A 26,709-nucleotide genomic window follows, 5' to 3' on the forward strand; every position below is an offset into this window, starting at 1 on the left:
TTGAGTAATATTGGGTGATTCTGAACTTTTGTCGTTTTGAGTTTTCCAAGTAATCATGCAGCCAGGACCCTATCAGGGTGGAGAGTTCGTTAGTGTGCGGGATCACGTCACGTTATCTCTAGAAATTTACTGGCCCTCACTTGAGAGCCAGCAGAATGCAAATTATTCGGTGAATGGCAGTTCAGCCAAAGTCATAAAAAGGGAAAGCGTTTTACTGAGTTCGAAGGCGTCATCACTCCCAGCCAGCTCTCTGATTGAGTGCATGCCAAATGTTGGCAACCCAAGATCCAGTGTGCGTACACCCAGTACACCGGCGGTCAGTGGTCCAATAGTACTACCGCAGGCCATATCGGTACGGGTAACAAAGTGCTGGACTTTGCTGTCGCTAGCCTGGCAAAGCGTACGATAAAGTGCAGAGGTTTCATCATTAGTCGCATAGCGCTGGTTGGCGTTAACTTTGATGACAGCTCCTTGATTCAGTTTTGGTGCGTGATGCTCGTCATGCTTACTGGCATAGTTGGGGTGGATGCCGTGGGCATTATCCGTTGAAATCAACATGGAGCGGTTCATGGCCCGGGTCAGAGACTCTCCTGTGCCATACATTCTTTCCAGTACACTCTTCAGGAATGGTCCCTGAGCACCGGTGGTTGAGACACTGCCAACTTCTTCATGATCATTACACACCAGAAGAGCAGTCGCGTCAGATGCTTTGTGATTAATCAGAGACTCCAGACCAACATAGCAGCTGAGCAGATTGTCCAGTCGAGCACTGGCGATAAAATTGTTTTTCAGGCCAATAACGGCAGCACTTTGGGTATCATAGAAAGAGAGGTCATATTCCATCACTTTCTGGCAGTCGTTGTGACCTTGGCGTGTCAGTTCTTCTTTCAGTAGCTCCCGGAAATCGGCTTTGTCATCATCGGCGAGCTGGAAAAGGATCGGGGGAATGTCGTTTTGTGGATTGACTGCACGGCCGCTATTCACTTCGCGGTCTAAATGAATGGCCAAACTGGGGATAATGGCGATAGGGCGCTCAAAATTGATCAGTTGATGGCAAAGTTGATTCTGATCGTTGAGGTATTGGACACGGCCGGCGAGTGAAAGGTCACGGTCGAACCATGGGTTTAACAGGACACCGCCATAAACCTCTACGCCTAGCTGAAAATAGCTGTGCTTGTTCAATTCTGGCTGTGGTTTTACTTTCAGGCAGGGAGAATCAGTGTGTGCTCCCACCATTCTGGCGCCCAACTCGGTTTTGCCCATGGTAAACGCAACAATGGAAGATCCATTACGGGTTACGTAATATTTTCCGCCTTCTTTGAGAGACCAGGAGTCTGACTCATTCAATGGCTGGAAGCCCGCTTCCTGAAGTTTAGCCACCATAGTGGCTACCGCATGGTAAGGGGTTGGAGAAGCGTTTAGGAACTGGATAAGCTCCTGATTAAAGTGTTCTTTGCTCATGGGGCTACCTTGCAATTGAAGTTGTGATCTTACTACAAAGATATGTTTTATTTCATTTCGTGATGGGATGAGTTTGCGCAAGTTTACATTAGGACGATGAATGAAAATTCTTCTGCTTTCGGCTTATGATGCCCTGAGTCACCAGTACTGGCGTAAAGGGCTGGTGGGGGCCTTTCCGGAATATGACTGGACAGTACTGACCTTACCTCCCCGCTATTTTAGCTGGCGCCTGCGTGGAAACAGCCTTACCTGGGCGTATTCGAAGAGAGAAGTGCTCAGTGCTGGCTATGATTTATTGGTATGTACCTCAATGACGGACCTGTCGGCGCTGAAAGGGATGGTACCAGCCTTGGCCAATGTGCCTGTACTTTGCTATTTCCATGAGAACCAGTTTGCCTACCCAGCTTCCGGTCAGCAAAATGCCACCGTCGAGCCATTGATGCTGAACTTATATACGGCCCTGGCAGCTGATCAAGTGCTTTTCAATTCAGCCTATAATCGACAAACCTTTCTTGAAGGTGTGCGGCAGTTATTGAAGAAACTGCCGGATTTTGTGCCTGGTAATATTCTCGACCTGTTGCAGGAGAAATCATCTGTTCTGCCTGTTCCGCTACCTGATGATGTTTTTCTTAAAGAGAAACATAACTGTCGTGATGTATTGCAGGTTGTATTCAATCACCGCTGGGAATATGACAAGGCTCCTGAACGTATGTTCAACGCACTGAAGGCTCTTGATAGCCGTGGAGTGCCTTTCAAGATACATGTCGTCGGACAGGCCTTTCGTCAGGTTCCACCGGTGTATACAGAAATGCGCGAAGTGCTTTCTAAAAACATTGGTTACTGGGGGTTCATCAACAGTGCTGAGGAGTATCGGTTATTGCTCCAGACCAGTGATGTGGTGCTGTCTACCGCTATTCATGACTTTCAGGGGGTTGCTGTGCTGGAGGCGGTGGCAGCGGGTTGTGTTCCTGTGGTTCCCGATCGCCTTGCATACCCAGAGTTATTTGCCAAGTGCTTTCGCTATCCATCTTCTGAAAGTGAGCCGGAAGAAGCGAAGGCCTTGGCCGACCATCTTGAAAAAATAGCCAGAAGAAAAGAACAGGGGGAGATACTTATCGCTCCAGATGTCAGCGGTCTGGGATGGAGCGCATTGAGACCTTTCTATCAGCAGTGGATTATCAAGGTGGCAAATGGCTGAAGGTGTTCAGCTGCCGTCAGTTTGGCAGCTGAACATTCACCTCCAGAATGGAGCAGCCATCCTGAGAGTCCAGCTTGATGTCAATACATTCCTGCTGGATCTCTATGTACTTTTGAATAACCTGAAGAATATCCCGCTCCATGGCTGGCAAAAAATCACGCCCACTTCGACTGTTCCGTTCATGGGCTACTATGATCTGCAGCCTTTCCTTGGCAATCGCGGCGCTGTTGTCTTCTTTGCGTGATGAGCGGAATAGCTGCATAAGATTCATCCTATTCCTCCAAACATGCGCTGTAAGAACCCTTTCTTGGCGGGTTCAAGGAAACGGTGTGGTATGTCTTCACCAAGGAAGCGGGCAACCACATCGTTGTATGCCTGACCGGCATCACTTTCGGTATTGCATACTACCGGTACCCCCTGGTTGGAGGCTTTCAATACAGAGGTAGATTCAGGAATGACACCAATCAGTGGTATCGCCAGAATTTCTTCGACATCCTGAATATTAAGCATTTCTCCGCGTGTCACCCGATCAGGATTGTAGCGGGTTACTAGCAAGTGCTCCTTAACAGGCTCAAGATTTTCTACCGCACGACGGGACTTACTCTGCAAAATGCCCAGGATACGGTCAGAGTCACGAACGGACGAAACCTCAGGATTCGTAGTAATAATAGCCTCATCGGCAAAGTAGAGTGCCATCAGGGCGCCGTGTTCGATACCTGCCGGAGAGTCACAGATGATGTACTCAAAGTCTTTAGCCAGCTGGTTCAGGACTTTTTCAACACCTTCGTGAGTGAGAGCCTCTTTGTCCCGGGTTTGAGAGGCCGGCAAAATGGATAGGTTTTCTGTGCGCTTGTCTCTGATCAGGGCCTGATGCAATTCGGCCTCACCGTTAATTACATTGACAAAGTCGTATACGACACGTCGCTCACAGCCCATCAGGAGGTCCAGGTTTCTAAGGCCTACATCAAAGTCAATAACAACTGTCCTGTGACCTTTAAGAGCCAATCCTGTTGCAATGGAAGCACTGGTGGTGGTTTTTCCGACGCCACCTTTTCCAGAAGTCACAACAATAATACGAGCCAAGGTGAAATCCTGTCATAAATCAAGAACTGAACTGTTGTCCAGTATTTCTTAAAGTTTCTTTATGTGCAAGCTTTGCTCCTCAAGGGATACAATTACGCTGCTACCCCAGAGTGGATCACTGCTACTGGAAGCTGAGGGCATTTTATATTGACCGTTTATGGAAATAAGCTCAGCTTCAAACTGCAGACAGAAAATACGTGCATCACCATTACCATTGACCCCTGCCAATGCCCGGCCACGTAATGGCCCATAGACGTGTATATTGCCACCTGCAAGAAGCTCTGCACCTGAGCTGACTGGTGCAGTAATTACCAAGTCGCCTTCGGCATAGACCTGCTGGCCAGAGCGAACCGGGTGCTCAATAAGCGTAGTTTTCTGTAGAGCCGGAGCTGTTTCAGCCTGACTTTGTGCTTCTGCGGCTGGACTGCTGCCAGACCGGGTTTTTTGCATGATGACGACATTGGTTTCAGCATCTTCAGTCGATTCTTCCTCACGACTACGCTGCCTTGGCGACGGAAGCCAGGGTATACCGGCCATCATGGCATCCTGTTTATGGCTCTTCTGACCGCCACGAACAGCAATAAGGATCAGTCCAAACTGCTGAAGACTGTGACGCAGCTGATAAAGGTCAATCGATGGTTGTTCAGGACTGAGTTGGTCAAAAGCAATGATGACGGGCGTCTGTTGAAAAAAATTCGGAGCCTTGCGTGTCATGTTCTCCAGCTGATTGGTAATATCCGCTGGATTCGTAGAATGCAATTCAAGAGTAGTCAGTGTATAAATACCACCTGTCATCTTGAAAGCTGCAGCGGCAGTACCGGTTTGCAGTTGAAGGGTCATAACGTACAACTCTGATAAGCAGCAGATTAAATGGTCAGCTTTTTATACAACAGATTGTAGCGTAGAGAACTCAACGATCAGATACAAGTATTGAATTAATCTATATGTCGCAAAACATGGCTGATGCCCGTGAAGATGATGTCTTTCGCCGGGCATATCTGCACCCGAAGTACTGGCTTACCTGGCTGGGTATCGGGTTAACGTATATTCCTTCCCTGCTGCCTTATCGCTGGATTCTCCAGCTGGGACGATGGCTGGGGTGTATCGCTTATCGGGTGGCTGGTGACCGTGTTCATGTTGCCCGGGTCAACCTTGAGAAATGTTTTCCTGAGCTTAGCCAGGACGAAAGAGAAATACTGCTGAAGAAAAACTTTGAGTCAGTAGGTATTGGTATTATGGAGGTTACCATCGCCTGGTGGTGGCCTTCAGACAGACTGGAGAAAATTGTATCTTATAAAGGGCTTGAAAACTTGGCGTCTAACGACGGAACCATCCTGATGGTCATGCATTTCACCACCATAGAGCTGGCAGGCTGTTTGATTACCCAGCGCCACAGTGTGGATGCCACCTATCGCGAGCATGGGAATCCGGTCTTTGAATACGTTCAGCGCCGTTTAAGGCACCGTTTTGATCCTGGCAGTCAGTTGTTGAGAAGGCGAGACGTTCGTGGAATGCTTCGCTCATTAAAGTCGGGCAGGACTGTCTGGTACTCGCCTGATCAAGACTATGGGTCCAAAAATGGACTCTTTGTGCCTTTCTTTGGTATTCCAGCAGCAACGATTACCAGTACCTCCCGCCTTGCCAAAGCAGGAAAGGCTAAAGTGGTACCCATGACGGTGACTCGATTGCCTGACGCCAAAGGCTACGAGGTTCGCCTGCATTCTGCGCTGGAAGGCATTCCTTCCGGTGATGATTATCAGGATGCGCTTCAGGTTAACCAGTTTGTCGAACAGCAAATTCGCGAGCATCCTGAGCAGTATATGTGGCTGCACCGTCGTTTTAAAAATCGTCCTGAGGGTGAGGCTGACTTTTACAGGGGCTGATTTAATCATTGGGCACTTAGCTATTGAGTGTCCAATGCCCCGCTGAAAAGCAAGTTTCCCGCCTTATGTTGTCAGTAGATTGTAAAATAATCAGGCGGATTATACCTATCCCGTTGTTTACCTATTCCCTTATTCAGAGCGCGTGTTGATTGATATTACTAATAGTTTTGTAGGTTTTTCTACTTATTATCTTTTCGGTAATTCCGATATATAAATGGCGGGTTGGAGTGGCATATCAGGCATGATGTTCACCATGAACATGAAGCCGGAGAATTTAACATCCTTATTGCGCACACCTGAAAATTATTGTTTTAGCAGCTGCAACGGCTGTTTATTCTTGAAGACCAAAGACGATGGAAGAGCATTTTAAGCTTATTGATAAGCCGACCTTTTTTGGTGCGGTTATTTTGTTGATCTCGGTAGTTATACCATTAGCACTGTTTCCAGAGGAGGGAGCTCACTGGATCGCTATAGCAAAAACATTCATGACCGATACGATGGGGGTTCTGTATCTGGCACTCGGTCTGGCCGCTGTACTTTTTATGACCTATGTAGTTTTTTCTGATATAGGTCAGATTAAACTGGGGGATGCGGATGAGAAGCCTGAATTCTCTACGGCGTCCTGGGCAGCCATGCTGTTCTGCGGTGGTATTGGTGCCAGTATTCTTTACTGGGGAAGTATTGAGTGGGCATACTACTATCAGGCGCCACCCTTCCAGCTGGAACCAGGCAGTGAAGAAGCTGTTCGTTGGGCGGCAACCTACGGTATCTTCCACTGGGGACCCATCGCTTGGTGTATCTACATGATACCAGCGTTGCCTATTGCTTATTTCTTTCATGTACGTAAGAACCCGGTACTGAAAGTATCAGCAGCACTGATGCCGGTGCTTGGCGAAGCACGCAGCAATGGCCCGATTGGTAAAGTGATTGATGTATTGTTTATCTTCGGTCTGCTGGGCGGAGCGGCAACAACCCTGGGGCTTGCTGCACCTCTGATTAACGAAGGATTAACCTATCTGACCGGTATTCCATCCACTAATGCAACACAGATTGGTGTGCTGATGGTGTGTACGGCTCTGTTCGCTTATTCGTCATATAAGGGAATGGATGGTGGCATCAAGCTGTTAAGTAATATCAACTTCTGGGGAGCTATTGGTCTGCTGGCCTTTATCTTTGTCTGTGGCCCAACCCTGTTTATGGTGGAAACTGGACTGGATTCCATTGGCCGGATGATGTCCAACTTCTTTGTCATGGCAACCTGGGCAGAGCCTTTTGGCGGCTATGGCACATTTGAAGATACTCATTTCCCTCAGGACTGGACTATTTTCTACTGGGCTTGGTGGCTGGTGTTTGCGCCCAGTATGGGGCTTTTTGTTGCTCGTATCTCCAAAGGTCGTACCATTAAGCAGATGGTAGCTGGAGCTATATTCTGCGGATCCTTTGGCTGTGCCGTTTATTTCATGGTTCTGGGTAACTTTGGCTTATCACTGCAGCTTTCTGGCCAGCTGGATGTTGTCAGTATTTTGAATGAGCAAGGCGCTACAACGGCGATCTTCAGTGTTCTGGAACAACTGCCATTCAGTTATCTGATTATCTCGCTGTTTACCGTGCTCTGTATTATTTTTACTGCAACCACGTTTGACTCCATCTCCTTTATTCTGGCGTCAGTTGTGCAGAACAATGTGACTGAAGATCCTATGCGCTGGAATCGCCTTTTCTGGGCGTTCACATTGTCACTGATGCCGTCTGTGCTGATGTTTATGGGTGGTCTGGCCACATTGCAGACTGCGGCTATTGTCGGTGGTCTACCGCTGCTGGTGATTGCAGTAATGCTGATGATTTCTGCTGTGAAGGCCACCATGCTGGATATCTCCCGCCAGGAAGGCTATGAAGAGCCGACCATCAATATTGAAGAGCTGCCGGAAGTGGACCCATGGAGTCTGGAAGGTTCTGCACTGGCGCGCTTTGAACAGCTGAAGGATCAGGCGACAGAAGCGGTAAGTGCAGAGCGTCAGGCGCATGAAGAGCTGGCAGCACTGAAGAAGCAGATTCGTATGGAAGCCATGGCGCGTGGTGCAACGGGTTCTGACCTGGGAGATGCACCTGCGCATATGCTAGAGGAAGTTGAGCGACTGACCCAGGTTGCTATCGAGGCCAATGAGAAGAGACAGGCCGCTTCTGAGTTGGCTCAGCAGGCCCGTATGGAGTTCAATGAGCTGATGCGTCAGAAAGAGGAGGGGCAGCGTGAGCTGGAACGCCTTCAGGCGAAGGAAGAAATTCTGATGCGTATGGGTAAAGCCTGATTAAGACAAAATAGAGTAACCTGCTGATTTCAAGACGCCCTCATTACGTTGTTATTGAGGGCGTTTTTTTTATCTGTTGCAGAGGTGTAAGACCTGTCAATCGTTATCAGCCTATTAGAACTGGCAGGAGTTTTATTGTGAGCTTATACCAAGTCCACCTTCTAAACATAAACTGCGCAGCCATTTTGCACAGCCGGCTCTTCGTTGGAACTCCTCGCAATAGCCCCGCTATTACTCGTCATTCCGCCTTGCCCCGCCGTCCAAAATGGCTTGCTCGACATCATATTTAGAAGGCGGAATTGGTATTAAGTATCAGATAGCCTGTTCGAAAGAGGTTTCGAAAGAGCGATTGTTCCCATTTAGGGGATAAAAAAAAGACCGTTGCCAGTTTCTGGAAACGGTCTTTTTTGAGAAGGAAAGTTTTAACCGGCAATCATAATCCGCAGAGCATCCAGTCGAAGCACTGCTTTTTGCAGTGCCTGATGACCCAGTGCAGCGCGGTTCTTCAGGTATTCAATCTCTTCACCGCGGACGTTCGGGTTAACGACCTTAAGAGCCGCCAGTCGTTTGATTTCTTCCGTGACATCCGTCAGCAGATTCTGACAGGCCTGATTAACGATGGGCTGTACCCGATCTTTTGCGTAGCCTTCCGCTTTATCCAGCATTGTCAGGAATGGTGCACGCTGGGCGTTAACCAGTTTTTTGGCAACACCACGTTTCAACGGCTGAAGCTGGGCATTCAGAGTATCAAACGCAACTTTTTCAGACAGATCGTTGAATCCCGGGTCAATCAGACATCGAATCGGTGTGGCTGGCAGGTAACGATCCAGCTGCAGGGTGCGGTCTGCACTGGTTTCCACCACATAAATCGCTTCCAGTAACATAGTGCCAGGCTTCAGAGCTTTGTTTTTCAACAAAGCAACGGAAGTATTACCCAGTTCGCTGGTCAGCACCATATCCATACCTTCGGAGACAATCGGATGCTCCCAGGTCAGGAAGTGCATATCTTCTCTGGATAGCGCCATGTCCCGGTCAAACGTGACGGTCATGCCATCATCAGGAAGGCCAGGAAAGGTCGTGATCATATGGCTGCCTGGGCGAATAACCAGGCAATGTTTGGAATAGTCTTCCGCTTCAACACCAAAGCCTTCGAACAGCTTCTCCATAAACCGCTTGAGCTGTCTTGGCTGTTCCTGCTCTTCAATGTCGTTGATCATATCTTCATTGGAGATCAGGCCACGGGAGTTCAGCTCCAGCAGTCGGTCCCTGCCTTTATGCAGATGTTCCATCTGTTGCTGGTTCAGCTGAGAAGCCTGGTTCAACAAGGTGTCCATGGCTTCTGTGGAGGTTTGACAGCCGGGTTGCAGATAAGGCACCAGCTCTTCACCCAGTTGCATTTGAACCATACTGCCAGCAGGGCAGGTATCGGCAAAGGCGTTCAGTCCCTGATCATACCAGTGGAACAGAGCCTCCTGGCCTGTGCCAAGCAGATAGGGGACGTGAATCTTGATGGCTTCAGTCTGGCCGATACGATCCAGTCGTCCAATACGTTGTTCCAGCAGGTCGGGATGTTCAGGCAGGTCGAAAAGCACAAGATGATGAGCAAACTGGAAGTTACGACCTTCACTGCCAATTTCAGAACAAACCAGAACCTGAGCGCCATGCTCCTCTTCGGCGAAATAGGCAGCAGCACGATCCCGCTCAATAATGCTCATGTTTTCGTGGAAAACGGCTGCCGGGATGCCGGAAAGTATGCGCAGGGCATTTTCCAGATCCAGTGCAGTATTTGCATTGGCACAGATAACCAGTACTTTCTCTTTCTTAAGTAGCTTGAGCAGGTTCATCAACCAGTCTACCCGGGGGTCGACTTTCCACCATGGATCCATATCGTCCACACGGATCTGTGCCTGATAGGCCAGTTCCGGATAGAGGTTATGTCGGTAGTTGGATTCTTCTTCCAGGGCGATTTCGTAGAGTTCAGGAAGCACCTGAGGGTAGCCCTGAACAGCACGACCTGAGAATCCACCAACAGCAGCCCGGGTATTTCGAAACATGACGCGGCCGGTGCCATGACGATCCAGCAGGCGGCGCAGCAGCTGTGTACGGGCTGTGCTTCGTGCCTCTTCGTCGTCCTGATCAGGCTCTTTATCCAGGGCATCAATCAGGGGCTTGCTGTCTTCTCCCAGGAAGCTGATCAGGTGATCCCTTGCCTGGGCCGGAAGCGCCTGATTTTCATTGCCAAGCAGTTCCTGCACGGCTTCGGCGACTGGCTCATAACGGCTCTCTTCCGCTTCAAAGGCGGCAAGATCATGAAAGCGGTCTGGGTCCAGCAGGCGTAAATGGGCAAAGTGGCTCTTGGCACCCATCTGTTCAGGTGTTGCGGTCAGCAGCAGTAGTCCCGGAATCTGTTGGGACAGCGCTTCAACACACTGGTATTCAGTATTGGTTTCTTCTTCAGACCAGATCAGGTGGTGGGCTTCATCCACAATCAGCAAGTCAAAGTCCGCTTCCAGAGCCTGTTTACGACGCCCTTCGTCCTGGCAGAGAAAGCCGATGCTGCAGATAATCAGCTGCTCGGTATTAAACGGATTTTCATCCGGAGACTGACGGCAGCGCTCTTCGTCAAAGACACTGAAACGCAAGTTGAAACGGCGCAGCATCTCGACCAGCCATTGATGGACCAGGCTTTCCGGCAACAGAATAAGTACCCGGCTGGCGCGGCCGGTAATCAACTGTTGATGCAGGATCAGACCTGCTTCAATGGTCTTACCCATGCCAACTTCATCAGCCAGCATGACTCGCGGTGCATGGCGCTGGGAAACCTCTCGGGCAATATGCAGCTGATGAGGAATCAGGCTGGTGCGAGGGCCAATCAGGCCGCGCATGGGTGACTTGCGCAGGCCGTAGTTATACTGGAGCGTTTTGTAGCGCAGGGTAAAGTTGCTGTTCTGGTCAATCTGGCCCGCCAGTAAACGATCCTGTGGCTTATTAAAGCGAATATGGTTGCCCAGCTCCGCTTCCGGCAGCTGACGTGTCTCCCCGTCAGGCAGGGTTCCGCAGTAGGTCAGCAGGCCATTTTTCTCAACCACCTCGGTGACCAGTATGGTCCAGCCCTCGTGGCTTTCGACACGATCTCCGGGGTTGAACTCAACACGGGTCAGAGGGCAGTTGTTTATGGAGTAAAGCCGGGTTTCCCCGGTTGCAGGAAACAGCAGGGTGACCATGCGACTGTCAAAGGTGAGCACTGTGCCCAGTCCCTGCTCGGTCTCAGTATCACTAATCCAGCGTTGTCCAGAAACGAAACTCGTCATATTTGACTACTAACCTTGCCTGACTGACAGCCTGCTATTATACGATACCGTCAGAGCGGTGCGTAGGTCGGAGATGGACCGGCAGGCTGTATTTTGAAAATGGTTTACGGTGAGGACACCTCTGTTATCAAACAGAAGGTTCTCAGGCTACTCGGGCCATCTCAATCATACGCTTCCCTGCAGTGTTTTGCCTGAAGATTATGACCGATGTGCCAAAAAGCGCGCTATATTAGCGGAATCTTCTTAAATTGCACTACGGGGATGACCGAAATGCAGAGTGCCACGATGATTATAGACGGGAGTTTGCCTTGTATTTGCTTAGCTTTTGGATAATAAGGCTTTCTGGTTGAAGTTCTGCCCGGGTACTGCATATAGCCCTTGCAGAAACCATACTGAATGAGCTTCAGAAATGGTAGCGAAGTCCCATCAATACATTGGAGGACTCAAGTTTACCTTTGAAGGACTCATCACCGGTAGCTGGAAGGTTCTTCAACTCCCAGTTCCCAAGGTTTCTATGCTCTACACCAAGATCCAAGGCAAGATGTTTGCTGAAACTATAAGAGAGGCCTATACCGACAGTCCATGCCATTTCGTTATTCGTGTTGTCATCCCACTTCTCATTCCAGTTAGGGTTTGCTGAGAAGGTCTGGACGCCGGATGCTTTGTTACGGGTGTAACCAAGGCCTGCCATGAAATAAGGGGAAACAGCTTTGTTGATCGGCATATCATAATAGGCTTTAAGTAGATAGGCTTCTGATTGTATGGAAATGTTGTTAAAGCCCGTACCAGCAACAACATCACCTGTAAAGGTGTTGGTGCCAATGGTTAGATCAATCTGAAAATCGTTTTTTCGCTGTGAAGATCCTTCCAGTTCCAAGCGGAAGTTACTATTTATGACCAGACCAAAGCCCAAAGTTGCTAAAGTAGCGCTATTGCTGTTGCTCTCTTTGACTATACCCAGGCTTCCATTGGTTGCTGATGTGCCCCAGTCTGGGGTTCCGAATGGAATCAGCGGGTTGGTTGCTTCAGTATCTTTGATCTCTGTATAAGCTGCTCCCCCGCGGGCAAAAGCGTAGATATCCATTGCATGGCTGGTGGCCGGTATAGCAAGGACCAGGCTGCCAAGTATTGCGTTAAGCGTTTTCATTTTTTACCGTTCCATGGTTAGAGTGTCTTTTTTAAAAGCGATAACAGCCAGCTTTTTAAAAAGGATAGCCAAAAAGTCACAGGTAATGACTGACTGACAACATAATGCCTTCCCTGGCTATGTTGAATCCTGCTCAATGATTATTGAGAAATAATTGGCTAATTAGGAACGCTACTAAGTTATCCTGCCAGCAGCATTCTCAGCCAGACTCCAGGTGGTGTCGTGATCCCGGTAGTTGAAGACACGACCTTGCCATTCTTTACGATGACCAGAGTCGGTGTCGCACTGACTCCCCATTGCCGTGCAATACTCCCTTTACTGTCATTCACCACTGGAAAATCATACCCATGGTGTTTCAGGTACCCGGCTAACCGAGTATTTTCTCCTGAAGAGAGGGCTACGGAGACCACCGGATAATCACCGTTCATCCAGTTAACCGTGGGTGAAACAAAGCGACAGATAGAACACCAGGTGGCCCAGAAGTAGATCAGCACCGGTTGTTCATGACTGAGGGCCTTTACATCCATATTTTCTCCCTGAATGGTGGTGACCACCATGTCTGGCGTGGCTCCATCCGGCAGGGACTGACCACGCCAGAGATCAACGGCAACGCTGACAATGGTAAAGATTACGACCATGAACAGGGCTTCACGCAGCCAGCGTTTAAGCCGGCCCGTCTTTTCTACTGGCTTTTGGGTAGTTTCGCCTTTCTCAGTATTTCCCTGTTTCATTGCGCACTCCCTCTGGCCTGTTCAATCGCCTTAATTACTGCCTCACTGGAAAGAATAACCGGCAGCTCAATACCTTCTGGGGCTCCCGGGCCATAAACGATATTAAAGGGCACACCGAAGCGGTCATAGGACTGCAGAAATTCCGTTACGTATTCTGAAGGACGGGTCCAGTCTCCCTGCATGGCTATCAGATCATCAGATTGTAGCTGTGAATACACTGGTTCCCTCTGGAGCACTCCGACTTTGTTAGCTTTACAAGTGATGCACCAGTCAGCAGTAATATCGACAATTACGGTGTTCCCTTGCTGAACTGCTGTCGCTATGGACTCTGTTTCCAAGGGCTGCCAGTTAATCTCTGCCGTAGAGGATGTAGACAGGCGACCACTGTTGAAGCTGAATAGCAAGCCGGCTGTGGAGGCAAAGCATAAAAAGGCCAGTGTTATGGCAACAGATCGGCTGCCTTTTATGTGTCCAAGCTGCCAGAGCAGTGCGCTTATAAAGATGATACCGATGACCAGCGTTACTGGGGTGCCAATGAAGTTTGTCATCAGGCTAAGCAGCCATAGGCTCGTGGCCAGCATCATCAAGCCAAACAGGCTTTTTACGGTATTCATCCAGCGGCCCGGTTTGGGCAGCACGCTGGCCAGCTGCGGAAAACCGGCGATCAGTAACCAGGGAGTGGCCATACCAATGGCAAGAGCGGTGAAGACCAGAAATAGCACCAGATAGTCGGCTCCCAGGGCAAAGGCAACGGCGGTGCCCAGGAAAGGTGCGCTACAGGGGGTGGCCAGCAGGGTGGCAAACATACCTTGAACAAAATGGCCTGAATAGGAGCTGTCACCACGGGTGGCGACCCAGGTAGTCGTATTGCTGGATAGCCTGATTTCAAAGAGCCCCATCATATTGGCGGCAAACAGAGCGGTCACAAGAGCCATCATGCCGATAAACCAGGGGCTCTGGAATTGAACCCCCCAGCCAAGAGCCTGTCCTGAAAGCTTCAGGGCGATAAGAAACAGCGCAAGCAACCAGAATGACACGACAATTCCGCCGGCAGACGCCATAAACTGGTGGCGAATCTGCCGTTTCTCCAGCCCCTGGGCAGCCATCACGCTACTTAATTTCATGCCCAGTACAGGGAGTACACAGGGCATGATGTTGAGGATTAATCCCCCGAGCAGGGCAATAATAATAATGGTCAACAGCCCTTTATCTTGATGCCCTTTGAGAGGCTCATTTCCCAGTGTTGTCTGCAGCTCTGTGGCCAGATTCTGGTCAGTTATTACCAGAGGCAGGGCTCTATTGTGCAAATCAATGGGCTCAAGCCAGTTGGTCACTTTGAACGAGGCAGTGATTGTGTCTCCGTTTACCTGGATATTCGGAGTGTCAAAGATGAAGTTTTTCAGCTCATCGTTACTGCCATCTACGAATACGTCCGGATTTTTCCAGCCCTGTGGTCTGCTTATCTGGAAGATGGCGGTTTCTTTTGCCTGATCCCAGAAGGCACCCATCACTTCAACCGTATTTGATGGCTTGGGAACCTGACTGATTCCCTGGCTGTACAAATGCAATGCCTGCTCAGAGAGATCAAGCTGGTCAGGCTGGAAAGTCAGGCTCAGCTCATAGTCGTTAAGCACACAGATATTGGTGCATGAGGGCATGGTCAGTGTGCCAAGAAACCAGACCGGGTCCTGCATGTTGTCAAGATAAAGTGTCAGTGGGAAAACAACCCGCTCTTTATACCCCAGGGTTTCCACGCCTAGGAACTCATAACGGCCCGGGACAGGCCAGTGCCACTCTACCCCGGTCAGGTTTTCGGATTGACTCCAGTCCAAAGTGGGAGCCACACCGCCTTCACCAGGCGAGCGCCAATAGGTTTTCCAGTCGCCATCAAGCTGAACCTCAAGCAGACCTTCGACAGTTTTGGCTTGAAGGTCGGTTTCTCCGGTCAACATGAGACGAACCGAAAGCGGTGGGTGTTTTGGATCGGTTAACCAGCCAGTGCTGACTTCACTGGCGGAGGCCATAAACGGTAAAAATGAGGTAACTATTCAGCACCCAGCAAAGGCGTATTGTTGTAATTTCGAACCGCTTTAAGAAGCGCCTGAAATATGTTCAACCCCTGCTTTTTAGCAGATGATAAATAGCTTCGGATTCGGGTAAACATGGTACCTCCGTCTTCGCTTCTGAAGCAGCCTGAGATCTTCTGCTTAAGTTTGGCCATCCTGGCATCACGTTCACTGCCATTGTTATCGAAGGGAATTGAAAAGTCCGACATGAAGCGCAACGTTTCAACCTTAAACTCAATAAGCCTTTTGAACAGGTTGTAGGCCTTGGTATTCCTGACCTTCTTACGTCCAAGCACCTGTCGTTGTTTTTCCATATAAGCGGTTTCCTTCGTGAGAGCCCTTTGAAGGATTTGGTCGTATATCGTCTCAATGCGAAGCTGTATTGCACCAGGCATTTGAGTCAGACCGGCTGCTTTGTATTTCTTGCAGAAGTGCCAGGAGAGCGTAAGCAATTTCATCAGCCGCAGAGCCAGCTTATTCGCATCCCTATCGACAACTCCCTGAAGCTCTCTCAGATGATGGGCATTACAAAGCACATGCACTGCCGCATAGGCAAAGTAGGACTTCCAATGATCGTGAACCAGAATGCCTGCAAAAGTCAGCAGGATGCCCATTGCATCCATTGCTTCACAACCTCGCCTTTCTGAGAGGTAGTAAAGCGTCCATTGGTCATCTCGCATAATGTGTAACCACCACAGTGAACCGTCAACCCGCATGCCAGTTTCATCCGCTCCTGCAACCGGACTTTCTTGTAAAGCATCGCGGATACTCTGCTCAGTAGAGGCCAGGTTCTCATGGGTATAGGCAACAAAATTGGCAACAGAGCCTGCGCTGACACTCATGCAATAAATAGTATTGAAATACTCAGACACCCGGTGATATGGGATGAAGTGATACTGGTTTAAATGAACAGCCATTGCCTGAGTCACTTCTCCGTATTGAGCAGCGGCTTTCACTCCTTGGGGAAACTCAGCGGTGTTCCGTTTACCACAAGGACATACTTTAACGTCTGCCCAGTACGCGGTAACTTCAAATTCTCCGGGTCTACCTGGATCAAAAACCTGTCGCTCAATGTATTTGGTGGGTTTAATATCGATAAGCGAAGACTGGCAACAGCAACATTTTTCAACCTTCAGATGCCTGACATAATCGGGTAAGGCGACACGTCTCAAACAAGAGCCTTGATGACCTTTCTGGCCACCTGGTTTATTGCCTGAAGATGGTCTAAGGCTTTTGGGGTTCGGTGTTTCCTGTGAGGAGCAGGGGGCTTCTTTGGAAGATGTATCACCTTTATCACTCCCTTTTTTACTGGGCTTTTGATAACCATCTGACGATGGTGGCTTACTACTGTTTTGACTGTTTTTATTAACCCTTTCTTCCAGTTCGCTGCAACGTTCCCGTAAAAGCGCATTCTCGGTCCGAAGCTCTTCATTCTCTTTAAGGAGAGCTTCGGTAAACGGAGTAGCTGGGAAGTCTGGTTCCATACTGGAGATTTGTTAGAAAAATTGAGTATAAGATGATGGTCGAAAAATCAGAAAATTCCAGATTTATATGAAGGGTGCTGAATAGTTACAAAATGAGAGCAGTAAAATGCTCAAAAATGATAGAACGGCAGCCAGAGGCTTAACAGGGCGCTTCAATGCCAGATACTCCAAATAGACACAAATCGGTAATACAGAAAAGCATGCCCGCAGAGATTGCTGTGAACATGCTGTAGTCAGCGATTTAGGTTGTGCCTATTCCTGAAACACGCACAGCACCAGATGATGTCGGCGACGGGGGAGAATGGGTTCTGTCAGGAAAGGAAAAGTGATTCTGTTGCCAGTGCGAAGCCAGGCAAGAATCAAAAGGAGCAGAGGAACCAGCAAAGCTCCGGGTTCAATAAGCTGCAACTGAGCTTGAATCAGGTGATTACTCAGCTCGCATTCCGTATCGACGGGCTCGGGAATATCCTGTTGAATGCCTGAGTCGAGGGAACTCATGAAACCACTGGCAATATGATCAGCGTTAATCGGGCAGGTACTGCTCAATCCCGCCCGTTGCCACAGGCAAACAGCCAGTACCATACCGACCAGCAGTATGCACTGTCGGGCGATGGATCGTTGATGAGATTGGCTGAAATTTCTGCTGATCAACCTTTGGGTTCCACTCAGAAAGTTTCTATAGAACAAGTGATTATATCGATGATTGCAGGAATTGTGATCAGGTGGCGTCGAAGAAAAAGGTAACTTTTCAATTTGAAAAGACAATTGTCCAAATGATAAGGCAAATTGCATTGCCTGCAGCCTGTGGAGCAAGTGGTTAAGCAATATCACCGACATTAATGCTGTTAGCGATGCAAGCAATTTGACTCGAATGTTATTGAGACTGACCATCTTGTTAGTGGTGCTGATCATTCCTGCAGGAATATTGTTGAAACCTGCTCAGTAATCAGACGAGCTGACGGTTTCTCTTGTACCACAGGTGATTGGGTTGTGAATCCAGAGAGTATTCTGTCTCGAAATTTGATGGTTTCAAGGAGGCTAAATTATTTGCATAAATTACTCACGCCAGGCTCACATTCTATGGATTTTGTATCAAATTATTTGTGGTTAGCTTTGCAGGTTATTAATAGTTATTGAATTTTTATCTTTCTGGTGCTGATTGTGGGGCTCAGATGATCTGTATGTGATGTGGTTTTTCAGAATTAGCTACTTATTGAATTGTATTTTCTCTGGTTGTTTGGTCAATTTTGGGAATTATCCGTGAAAGTATCTGTCAAAGCAGTTGATTTACTGAAAGTACTGATTGGGCCATTGGCTTGATGGTAGGGGAATGGTTTTTATATTGCTTTTAGCCGGTTCAGCGTGGATGTTCATAAAGAGTCAATGTTTGAAAGCCAAGCTGCTTTCTACGTTTCCTTTCATTAAAACTCCTGAATTAAATCAGGCTGAATTGTTTGCATTGCCTGTCATAGTGCTTTGGGAACCAAAGGTAGATTCTGGAAATTATAATTAAGTAATAGGGAAATGATATGGATTTGGCCAACACATATAGCAATTACTGTTTGATACCATCATTGTCTCATGAAAAGACGGCTGCAGAGCCATCTTCAGGTATTCAACATAATGGCCGAATCACCCTTCCTGAATTACAGCCACCTGTTAGAGTCAACCCAACCTTTACTGAATCGCCTGAGGCAGTGGATGGCAACGTGGAAGTCGTTCCATACAAGTCCACACGGGAGCGCGGGGTTGTAGTAGAGAGAATCGGCTGGTCATTTAAAAAAATAGGGGTAAAAGCTGCGATCAAGACTCTATCTCTTCCAATAAAGCCATTAATTGGTATTGGCATTGGAAAGGGAATAACTGATTGTGAGGAACGGATTGCCAAAACAAGAGAAAGTGCCGATCTTTCATCATACCTTGCTGACCAATCTCGTGTAGACCCTTCAGTAGTAATTAAAGAAATTGATCAGTTTTGTGTTGCCGGTAATGCTACCAGGGTGGTTGAACTGATCAGAGAAACACTGAGTTCTTTGCACCAGGGAACAGATGAAAAAATTAGTGTGGCAGCAGATGAACTGAAAATCATAGAGGGTTCCCGGGAGTTGGGAATGCTTAAAAACTTTGCATTACCTAATAGTGGAAAGTTATTTGATTTGGTTTCCATGTTTTTCTCGATTTTTTCCGACCTACGAACTGTGGTAGAAAATTTTTCGAAAGATTCGTCAGGGCAAAAGGCATATGAAGTTGATGCTGGTGAGGTTAGTTTTGAATTTGATGGAAACCAATACTGTCTTCAAGGCATTGCACTTGTTTTTGAAGCGTTAACTCTTGATGCTGATGGCTCTCTGACGGTTAAAGTTCCAGAGGTTCGCGGAAAAATAAGTAGAAAAAGTGACCGTAGCCAACAAGAATATTGTCGATTCATTGTTGATTTTGAGATGACGTTCAAAGCCCCGTTAGGCAGGGGGCTTCATAATTTGCTTACTTGTGATGTAACTTCTATTCCCAGTGTTTTAAAAGAATTGGAATCAAAGTTATCCGATGTTGATCAGGCTGATGTTGATGCAGCTGCTGCAAAAGAAGTTGATTGCCCTGCTGTTGCTGCTGAAGGAGCAGCGGATGTTGATTCGTCCAATAATGGTTGGCCTGATGGTGATAGTGGTTACTCTGATGAGGAGTTAGAGCTTGATGTACAAGTTGATCCATCTGATGTGGGCAGACTTGATGATTTATATACAGAGTTGAGGGCTGAAACTCCCAAAACTGTTGGTGAAGAACGTCATCATAAAGAAGACCCAATGGATGATCTGGTGGACTTCTCACTGAATCATTTTGCTGTCTTACCTCCGAGTTCGACAGTTTCCTCTGTATCTGGAGAGGTGTCTGTTGAACTGGTCTTAAATGCTCTTTCTCCATTATTGGGCTTCGGATTGATAACTCAAAGGGATATTTCTACTAGTGAAGTGCAGGAGCTTGAGAAAAAGAAGCGAGCATACCAGGAGGAGCTTGAGGTTCTTGAGCCACTTATCGATTGTGTAACTAGTAGGCAAGTAGATGATAAGGATAGTTATAACTATTATGCGTTAACTCTTAGCAGAGAATTACTTTATAAACGTCTGGAAATCGTACGTTATAACCTGGAAAAAACAAATCGAGCTATCAGAGATTTAGCCTGTAATCTGGCAATACCATGGTTTCAGCCAGATACAGGTGCTGATTTTATTCATCGTTCTCTGAATAACGTATCTAGGCTTTTATTTGGCTTTCGGCATGCTTTTGGCCCTTGCCAACAAAGCGTTCCTATTGAGATTGAAGATCAGATTATTCCAATAGATGAACAGAAAGCGCTCAGGGTGAAGAATACGATATTAGAGGTTGAACCAGTAGCTTTTGGCGGTGATGGCGTGTTACAGATTCGTGTGCCCAGGGTGAGTTTTGTCCCATCGATTCTTCGAGAGAGTGAAGTTATTCAAGGTCCTGAAACCACGCTAACGGATGTTTTCATTGAAGTGAAGCCTCCTTTCGCAGCGATGGTTCATGATATTTTTACCATCGATTTTACGATAACCCCCCAAAAAAAGATGGCTCTCTCTGAGAAACATAAAGAAGCTGCTGATATATTGGATGCCTTCCAAATGGATGAAGGTAACGGTGCGAAGTTTTCGGATTTTTGCAACTTTACTATTCCACAGCTAGTTGGTTGGGAAGAGAACAGTCCTGAAAATGACACTCAGAATAAGTCTGACTCTCACCGGTTATGGCAGAATGAGATGAGGTCTTTTTTAAAGGCAGGGCTAGGTGAATCTATTTATCGTGAGGTAATGCAAAATATAAGAAGCTGCCTGCCTGAATTGTCACCTTCAGATAATGACTCAGAAATTGGTGATAAGGGAGAAGTAAGTGACCTCTTAAAATCTCATCCAGGCCACTCTCTGGAAGTTATTGACGTTCAATCCGGAACCATAAGGGATAGCGAAGCCTCCTACGGAGGTACCTGCCACGGCCCTGAAGTTCAACACCACAGTGACCGACCTGAAGAGCCCTGCACTGCTGTTGATCTGAGTCAAGAATTGAGATTGCCAGCTAACGTTGTTGACGTTGTTCAGGATGTTGAGTCATATACAGTCGATTGCAGTGAGCCAATGGAGTCAGCGAAACAAGATGATGTAATTCCAGTGGATGATAATGAGGTGAAAACTGGTTCTGAATCGCCTTTATGGCTTCCTGAAGTTGGTTTTCACTTAAGTTCAACTCATTATGCTGAGCAAAGCCCTAAAGGTTTGACAGAGCTGTTTTCTGATGATGACACTGACACCTATGGTGCTAAAGGAACTACAGGGAGTCCAATAGAATATCAAGATCTGGATCTGGTCAGAAAAGCTGCTCAATTCGGTTCAGAAACGTCTGCAGTCGACGCGACGTTGACTGCTGGCTGGGCTCAGGAAGAAGTGAAACATCAGAGTGTGGCCAGCAGTGCTGAACCATTTGCAAAGCGGGGGATATTAGATCAGGTTATTGAGCAGGGCCTGTGTGCTACCACTGATTATGAAAATGTTATTCGTACGATCAACGACTATGTAAAAACAGTGGTAGAAGGTGACCCTGAGTCATTGATAGAAGGACCTGTTTCTACCGCTACTCATGCCTCTCTGGTGGAGTTGGGTGAAACGGTCAGCATCCCGAATGATGATGTCAGTATCAGTAGTTCATGTAGCAGTCAGGAATGCTATAGCAGCCTGGAAAAATTCAGTGATAATACTTTTAGATGTGATTCTGTTTATAGGAGCGCTCAACTTTCTGAGAACATTGAGGCTTCACAAAATTTTGAAACAATAGACCTTGACAGTGTCTCCGGGGAGTCAGAAGCTTGGGTGGATATCAGTGAAGATGAGTTCCGCTTTCATTCAGCACTTCAAATGCCTGACGATAATGATCAACGCTCATTTGATGATCCTGATGAGTGGACAACTTCTTTGCCGGGAAGCGTTGAGTGGCTAAAGAACAACTCTGAGAGTGTTGAAAGCAACAATAAGCCCAAGCAACAAGCCCCCTCTAGCACTGTGGATGATACTGCCATCATGCATGCAGTAGAAGGCATTGATTTAGACATACCGTCAGGTACAGGAGACTCTCTTTTAGAAGGGGAGGTTTTTTTTCCTACTGGCGTTGAACCACTGGATAATACGCAACCGGCTGTGCTTGAGGTGGTTCAGGCATCATTATCTGATGTTGTAACGAGTTCTATTGAGGCTCAAGATCAGAGCGTTATCGACAGAGCTACGGCAGAGAGACTGTCAATTGACTCTGAGCTGCGAGTTGATACCGGTGACCTTATTGAGGCTCTGGTGGATTCTTCCTGGGGGCGGTGGCTTCTGGGCTGCCTGTTAGGTAGTCACCCCGTTCTCTTGGATATAAAGGGACAGCTCAACAATGGTGGTAAAATAGACCTGAGTTCTGCGAAAGTCGATTTACCGAAAAGAACCTTTAATATACGTAAACACGTGGTGTGCAGCTTGGCTGCTAAAGCCATTAGGGATCGGCAGGTTCAGCTTGTTGATTCATGTGGTGGTCAACTGCGGGTTTCTAAAGCATGTCATCTTGATTCCTCCATACAGACCCCAGTCGCTGATCTTGATCAAGGTGATTCTTCCAATCAAGACCTGCGCAAGGACTATATATACTCTGATTTTAAATTAGATACGGAGGACGTTATTGATGCCACGACTGAGTCCTCCTGGGGCCGATGGCTACTGGGCTGGTTGCTAGGTTGTGAATATGTCGCTCTTAAAATAGGGGTGCGACAAAATCAAGATGGAGAAATAGATCTCAGTACAGCCAAAATCACTTTGCCTGAGAGTTCGCTTAACATCCGTAAACATCTGGTATGCACACTTGCCGGCAAAGCAATTAGAGCGCGATATATCCGACCGTTTGTTGCTGGGCTTCAGGGTAGCTAAAAGAGAGCTTTCACTTGAGCACAAGCTCTCTTTTAGTGCAATACGTCAAGCCTCAGAAGAGATATCAATGAGGTTGCTGATTTCCCTTGCAGCCAAGTGAGGAAAAAACTCGAGAGTTTGTGTAAAAAACACGATGAAGCGTCAAAACCCCTACGGCATCTTTAAAAATTTGCCTGAATCCGCTGCTGCAGATAATCGGCTGCAGTAATGGCCTTATACTTCTTCCTGGGTCCCTGGATCACCTCATTACGATTGGCCTGGCAGAAAAAAGCCATGGAATAGCGTGAACCCTGGTTTTCATCAGGCCAGGGCATTCTGACTCGGTGCAGAGTGGATTTCAGCTGATCATCACTCCAGCGCATCAGCATATCGCCAATATTGCAGGTTATGATGCCGTCCATAGGAACCACATTAGTCCATTCGAGCTTGTTTTTACTGTCTTTACCCGGGCAAACCTGCAGTCCCCCCTGACCGGATTTTTGGAAAACCATGGTTAAACAGTCAAAGTCGGTGTGAGCGCCTGCACGCCAGATACCGGGTGTCGCTTTGCCTTCCATGGGGAGGTAGTGCAGCAGGCGCAAGGTGGATTGATAGTCTTCTGCCTGCCAGGTGTGCGCTTTGTGGAAAAAATCAGAAGGAAAGCCAAGCTTGTCGGCAAAACAGGAAAGTATATTCATACCCAGTTGCCAGCATTGCTGCTCAAAGGTCAATAAGAAATCTTGAAACCCGTCAATGGTCGTTGAATTTTCATGACTCTCTGGCCAGAGCCCTGACATATGGGGGCGGGTAATCTGATAGGACTCCTTACGGTCAGCTGTTCCGGTGGATGGGCGAACCTGAGCCTGAAACTCCCAGCCAGCATTCAGGCCATCTTTCAGTGGGTACTGCTCTTTTTCCGCCATAGGCAGACTGAAAAACTGCTCAGAGTACTGAAAAGCCTTATTGATATCAGTCAGCGCAATGGAATGATTTTTTATTTGAAAGAAACCCACTTCCACGGCGGCATGCCAGAGTTGTTCGGTTATTTCCGGTTTTCTCTCATTAAATCGACTGAGGTCAATGATTGGGATGGCTCTCTGATCGTTCTCGGTACCCCGACTGCCCAGGTTTTTTTCCAGATTCAATTCTGTCAGTGAATAGTTTTGCTGACTGGTGGTTTGCATTGTCCTTCTCCAATAGTTGGGCAGAATTGCCGTTATTGGAGCAATGCCTGATTTCTGGAAGGAAATCTGCCGCTTCTACTCCAGAGTTGAAAAAAATAAAGGGTTACAGCTCTGTTTTGGTCAGGCTCCAGGCAAAGCCGATTTTCTGAATCCACTGGACCAGCTTGAACAGGATCAGGCTGACGGCAGCGAGAAAGAACAGGGCGGCAAAAGCCTGTGGAATTTTAAAGTACGACGTTGAGAATTGAACGAAGTACCCCAGCCCCTGCTCAGCAGCGACAAACTCTGCGACCACAGCTCCAATAATCGACAGGGTAATGGCCACTTTCAGCCCGCTGAAAATATACGGGGTTGCGTAGGGGAGGCGAATTTGCCAGATCTCTTTATGCACCGGCGCTTTCAGCGACCGGGACAGTTCAATCAATTCTGGAGGCGTTGCCAGCATGCCGGTGGTTGCAGAAACCACCAGTGGGAAAAAAGTAATCAGGCAGGTAATGACCAGTCTTGGTGCTTCACCGGTGCCCAGAATAACAATTAACAGTGGCACAATGGCAACGACAGGTGTCGACTGAATGATGACCAGCAGTGGGTAAAGAGTTCGAGCCAGAAATCGGGAGCGTACCATCATCATGGCCATGGGAATACTGATGGCAATTGATAGCAGAAACCCCTGAAGGGCAATACTGACCGTAGCCCACAGGTGCCCAGCCCAACGCTGGCTTTCAACCTTGAAAAAAGCCTCGGCAATATCACTGGGTGCAGGCAGGACAAATACCGGTACCTCAAACAGTCGACAGATCAACTCCCACAACGGAATCAAGCTGACCAGTGCGAGTATGGGCAGCACTTTATGGGTGAGAAAGGTTTTCATGGTCATGCGGCCACCCTGTCAGTCTGATAAATGTAATCGCGCAGTACCCGCGTGTAATAGCCAAACTCAGGATGCTGTAAGGTATCCAGGGAGCGAGGTCTGGGCAGGTTGATTGTAATGTTGTCGACCAGCGTACCGGGTCTCTCACTCATGACCAGTACCCGGTCGGCCAGTAATACGGCCTCAGAGATCGAGTGAGTGATGAACAGAACGGTCTTGGGTTTTTCCCGCCAGAGGTCCAGAAGATCAAACCCCATCTGCTCACGGGTCAGTGCATCCAGTGCGGAGAAAGGTTCATCCATGATCAGAATATCCGGATCAAGCAACAGAGCGCGGGTAATACCTACCCGCTGTTGCATACCACCGGACAGCTCATCGGGGCGATGGTGAGCAAACGCTTCCAGACCCGCCATGGCCAGAAGGGCCATGGCCTGTTCACGATGACTTTGAGTAATGCGACCGTACTTGTGTTTTACCGGGAACAGCACGTTATCCATTACGTTCAGCCAGGGAAGGAGCACCGGCTTTTGAAAAACGATGCCCACATCCTCTCTGGGGCCATCAACCTGCTGGTCATAAATCCGCACTGTTCCCTGGCTGGGGGTTATTAATCCCGAGAGCAATCTGAGCAGAGTCGACTTGCCACAGCCGGAGGGGCCGACGACAGCAACAAACTCATGCTGCTCAATGGTAAAATTGACATTATTGAGCGCCAGTACTTTTTCGCCAATGTCTTTCTCATAGCTGTGAGAAATGCCGGAAAACTCTACACAGTGTCGCATGTTTTACTCTCCGTTAAGGCTGTCCGGGGTTACGGCAGATGCGGGGTTAAAGCTGGCAATATCCAACTGTTGCGCCCGGGCAGTCCAGCTCCAGGTGGTTGCCAGCCGCTCTGGATCAAATTTGCCAAGCCCATGGGAAGCACTGGCATCGTTATATACCAGACCCTTGATGGCCTTGATGGTGTCAGCGGCAACCTGTACATCTACCTCGGGTACCTGTTTGTTAATGGCCACACCACTGGCTTCCGGGTTTTTCCAGGTGTAGTCAATCGCTTTGGCAAAAGCCTTGATAAAGCGTCTGGCAACATCAGGGCGTTCTGCAAGGAATCGGTCGGAGGCGACCAGAGCTGTTGAGTAAAACTCAAGGCCTGCGTCGTACCAGGGGAGTACTTCAAGGTCCTTTCCAGCATCTCTGGCCTGCTGGCGATAGCGCTCAGTGTCGGTCAGCCAGGAAATCACCAAATCTGTGCTTCCAGTCATCAGCATCGGGTTCAGGGCGCCCGGGTTGGCTTTCACCAGATTGATGCTCTCTTCTTCAACATTGTTCAAATCCAGAAGCAGGGGGAGAAAGATATTGGATGACGTAAAGGGAGAGGTGGCTATGGTTTTACCAGCGACGTCTTTCGCACTGTCGATGCCCGAGTCTTTGAGTACAAAGAAGGCGTGGGGCGCCTCACTGAAAACAGAGTAAACGGCAGTTACGGGTACCTGATCATTAGCCTTCGCCATCATCAGGGCAACCAGGTCGGCTTGGCCGATATCGGCGGTGCCGGTAGCCAGTTTACTGATGGCATCAGTAGACCCTCTTCCCTGCGCAATGTTTACTGCAATATCCTGCTCGGCAAAAAAGCCTTCATGTATGCCAACGTAAACGGGTGCCTTGTCACCGCCTGGCAGCCAGTCCAGCTGAAAGGTTACCTGGTCTGCGGCGATGGCCTGTGTGGAGGTAATGGCAAAGGCCAGTGAAGAGCAGAGTTTTCGTATCCATCGAGGTGTTGTCATTGTATATCCTGCCACTGGGTTATATGGGCTCAATGATGGGGCAGGTAAGAACTCCGGGTATCAACGCCTGCCACACTGGCTGAACTGTCAGTATCACGCCATCGTATAGACGGGCGCGTGACCATCACTGAGTGTGGTTGTGCGTTGAGCAATGACCCAGGCGATGCCTTGACAGCTTCTACTCAATGCAAAAACTTGCAACGACTCCTGAGCAAGTGGTGTGCCAGATCAAGGAATACCGTAAATGAAAGGAGGATCATGGAG

18 protein-coding genes are annotated in these 26,709 nt (G+C 48.2%); 4 read left to right on the plus strand and 14 right to left on the minus strand.

Annotated features, from left to right (window positions below; all coding sequences use genetic code 11):
• Positions 1 to 162: 162 nt before the first annotated feature.
• Complete coding sequence (locus tag ACOCLE_RS04895) at positions 163 to 1,461, minus strand: M18 family aminopeptidase (RefSeq protein ID WP_419535750.1); 1,299 nt, start codon at positions 1,459 to 1,461, stop codon at positions 163 to 165.
• Positions 1,462 to 1,561: 100 nt separating this feature from the next.
• Between ACOCLE_RS04895 and ACOCLE_RS04900 the strand changes: the two genes are divergently transcribed.
• The gene (locus tag ACOCLE_RS04900; RefSeq protein ID WP_419535751.1) at positions 1,562 to 2,659 is read left to right on the plus strand and encodes a tRNA-queuosine alpha-mannosyltransferase domain-containing protein; all 1,098 of its coding nucleotides are present in this window, start codon (positions 1,562 to 1,564) and stop codon (positions 2,657 to 2,659) included.
• Positions 2,660 to 2,675: 16 nt separating this feature from the next.
• Here ACOCLE_RS04900 and minE read toward each other — a convergent pair whose 3' ends face one another.
• Genes minE through minC form a run of 3 tightly spaced genes read right to left on the minus strand, consistent with a single transcriptional unit; the run spans position 2,676 to position 4,582 of the window.
• Complete coding sequence (gene minE, locus ACOCLE_RS04905; protein WP_066015437.1) at positions 2,676 to 2,930, minus strand: cell division topological specificity factor MinE; 255 nt, start codon at positions 2,928 to 2,930, stop codon at positions 2,676 to 2,678.
• Complete coding sequence (gene minD, locus ACOCLE_RS04910; protein WP_419535752.1) at positions 2,927 to 3,742, minus strand: septum site-determining protein MinD; 816 nt, start codon at positions 3,740 to 3,742, stop codon at positions 2,927 to 2,929. The genes minE and minD overlap by 4 nt, the downstream gene beginning before the upstream one ends.
• Positions 3,743 to 3,790: 48 nt before the next feature.
• Positions 3,791 to 4,582, minus strand: coding sequence for a septum site-determining protein MinC (gene minC, locus ACOCLE_RS04915; protein WP_419535753.1), 792 nt, complete (start codon positions 4,580 to 4,582; stop codon positions 3,791 to 3,793).
• Positions 4,583 to 4,686: 104 nt separating this feature from the next.
• On the opposite strand from minC, the gene lpxL reads away from it, so the two are divergent.
• Positions 4,687 to 5,625 (plus strand): LpxL/LpxP family Kdo(2)-lipid IV(A) lauroyl/palmitoleoyl acyltransferase, encoded by a 939-nt coding sequence (gene lpxL / locus ACOCLE_RS04920; protein ID WP_419535754.1) that lies wholly within the window; start codon positions 4,687 to 4,689, stop codon positions 5,623 to 5,625.
• Between the two features lie 353 nt (positions 5,626 to 5,978).
• Positions 5,979 to 7,928 (plus strand): BCCT family transporter, encoded by a 1,950-nt coding sequence (locus tag ACOCLE_RS04925; protein ID WP_419535755.1) that lies wholly within the window; start codon positions 5,979 to 5,981, stop codon positions 7,926 to 7,928.
• A gap of 422 nt (positions 7,929 to 8,350) precedes the next feature.
• Here the strand turns inward: ACOCLE_RS04925 and rapA are convergent, their stop codons facing one another.
• From rapA to ACOCLE_RS04955, 6 genes are all read right to left on the minus strand, one after another.
• On the minus strand, positions 8,351 to 11,239 hold the full coding sequence (rapA, locus tag ACOCLE_RS04930) for an RNA polymerase-associated protein RapA (RefSeq protein ID WP_419535756.1): 2,889 nt from the start codon (positions 11,237 to 11,239) through the stop codon (positions 8,351 to 8,353).
• 403 nt (positions 11,240 to 11,642) lie between these two features.
• Positions 11,643 to 12,386: an outer membrane protein gene (locus ACOCLE_RS04935; RefSeq protein ID WP_419535757.1), complete on the minus strand. Its 744-nt coding sequence runs from the start codon at positions 12,384 to 12,386 to the stop codon at positions 11,643 to 11,645.
• Between the two features lie 179 nt (positions 12,387 to 12,565).
• Complete coding sequence (locus ACOCLE_RS04940; protein ID WP_419535758.1) at positions 12,566 to 13,117, minus strand: protein disulfide oxidoreductase; 552 nt, start codon at positions 13,115 to 13,117, stop codon at positions 12,566 to 12,568.
• The gene (locus ACOCLE_RS04945) at positions 13,114 to 15,069 is read right to left on the minus strand and encodes a protein-disulfide reductase DsbD family protein (RefSeq protein WP_419535759.1); all 1,956 of its coding nucleotides are present in this window, start codon (positions 15,067 to 15,069) and stop codon (positions 13,114 to 13,116) included. Before ACOCLE_RS04945 ends, ACOCLE_RS04940 begins: the two co-directional genes overlap by 4 nt.
• A gap of 92 nt (positions 15,070 to 15,161) precedes the next feature.
• On the minus strand, positions 15,162 to 16,667 hold the full coding sequence (gene tnpC / locus ACOCLE_RS04950; RefSeq protein ID WP_419532963.1) for an IS66 family transposase: 1,506 nt from the start codon (positions 16,665 to 16,667) through the stop codon (positions 15,162 to 15,164).
• A gap of 252 nt (positions 16,668 to 16,919) precedes the next feature.
• Positions 16,920 to 17,579 carry a hypothetical protein gene (locus tag ACOCLE_RS04955; RefSeq protein WP_419535760.1) on the minus strand — a complete coding sequence of 220 codons (660 nt, stop codon included), beginning with the start codon at positions 17,577 to 17,579 and terminating at the stop codon, positions 16,920 to 16,922.
• A gap of 617 nt (positions 17,580 to 18,196) precedes the next feature.
• Here ACOCLE_RS04955 and ACOCLE_RS04960 point away from each other — a divergent pair.
• Positions 18,197 to 22,627 (plus strand): hypothetical protein, encoded by a 4,431-nt coding sequence (locus ACOCLE_RS04960; RefSeq protein ID WP_419535761.1) that lies wholly within the window; start codon positions 18,197 to 18,199, stop codon positions 22,625 to 22,627.
• Positions 22,628 to 22,788: 161 nt separating this feature from the next.
• Here ACOCLE_RS04960 and ACOCLE_RS04965 read toward each other — a convergent pair whose 3' ends face one another.
• From ACOCLE_RS04965 to ACOCLE_RS04980, 4 genes are all read right to left on the minus strand, one after another.
• Entirely contained in the window at positions 22,789 to 23,790 is a 1,002-nt protein-coding gene (locus ACOCLE_RS04965) for an isopenicillin N synthase family dioxygenase (RefSeq protein ID WP_419535762.1), read from the minus strand.
• Between the two features lie 103 nt (positions 23,791 to 23,893).
• Positions 23,894 to 24,667: an ABC transporter permease gene (locus tag ACOCLE_RS04970; protein WP_419535763.1), complete on the minus strand. Its 774-nt coding sequence runs from the start codon at positions 24,665 to 24,667 to the stop codon at positions 23,894 to 23,896.
• Positions 24,664 to 25,443 carry an ABC transporter ATP-binding protein gene (locus ACOCLE_RS04975; protein WP_419535764.1) on the minus strand — a complete coding sequence of 260 codons (780 nt, stop codon included), beginning with the start codon at positions 25,441 to 25,443 and terminating at the stop codon, positions 24,664 to 24,666. The genes ACOCLE_RS04970 and ACOCLE_RS04975 overlap by 4 nt, the downstream gene beginning before the upstream one ends.
• 3 nt (positions 25,444 to 25,446) lie before the next feature.
• Positions 25,447 to 26,445, minus strand: a complete 999-nt coding sequence (locus ACOCLE_RS04980; protein WP_419535765.1) for an ABC transporter substrate-binding protein — start codon at positions 26,443 to 26,445, stop codon at positions 25,447 to 25,449.
• Between the last annotated feature and the right edge of the window lie 264 nt (positions 26,446 to 26,709).

The organism is Endozoicomonas sp. (assembly GCF_965196975.1).
Lineage (GTDB): Bacteria > Pseudomonadota > Gammaproteobacteria > Pseudomonadales > Endozoicomonadaceae > Endozoicomonas.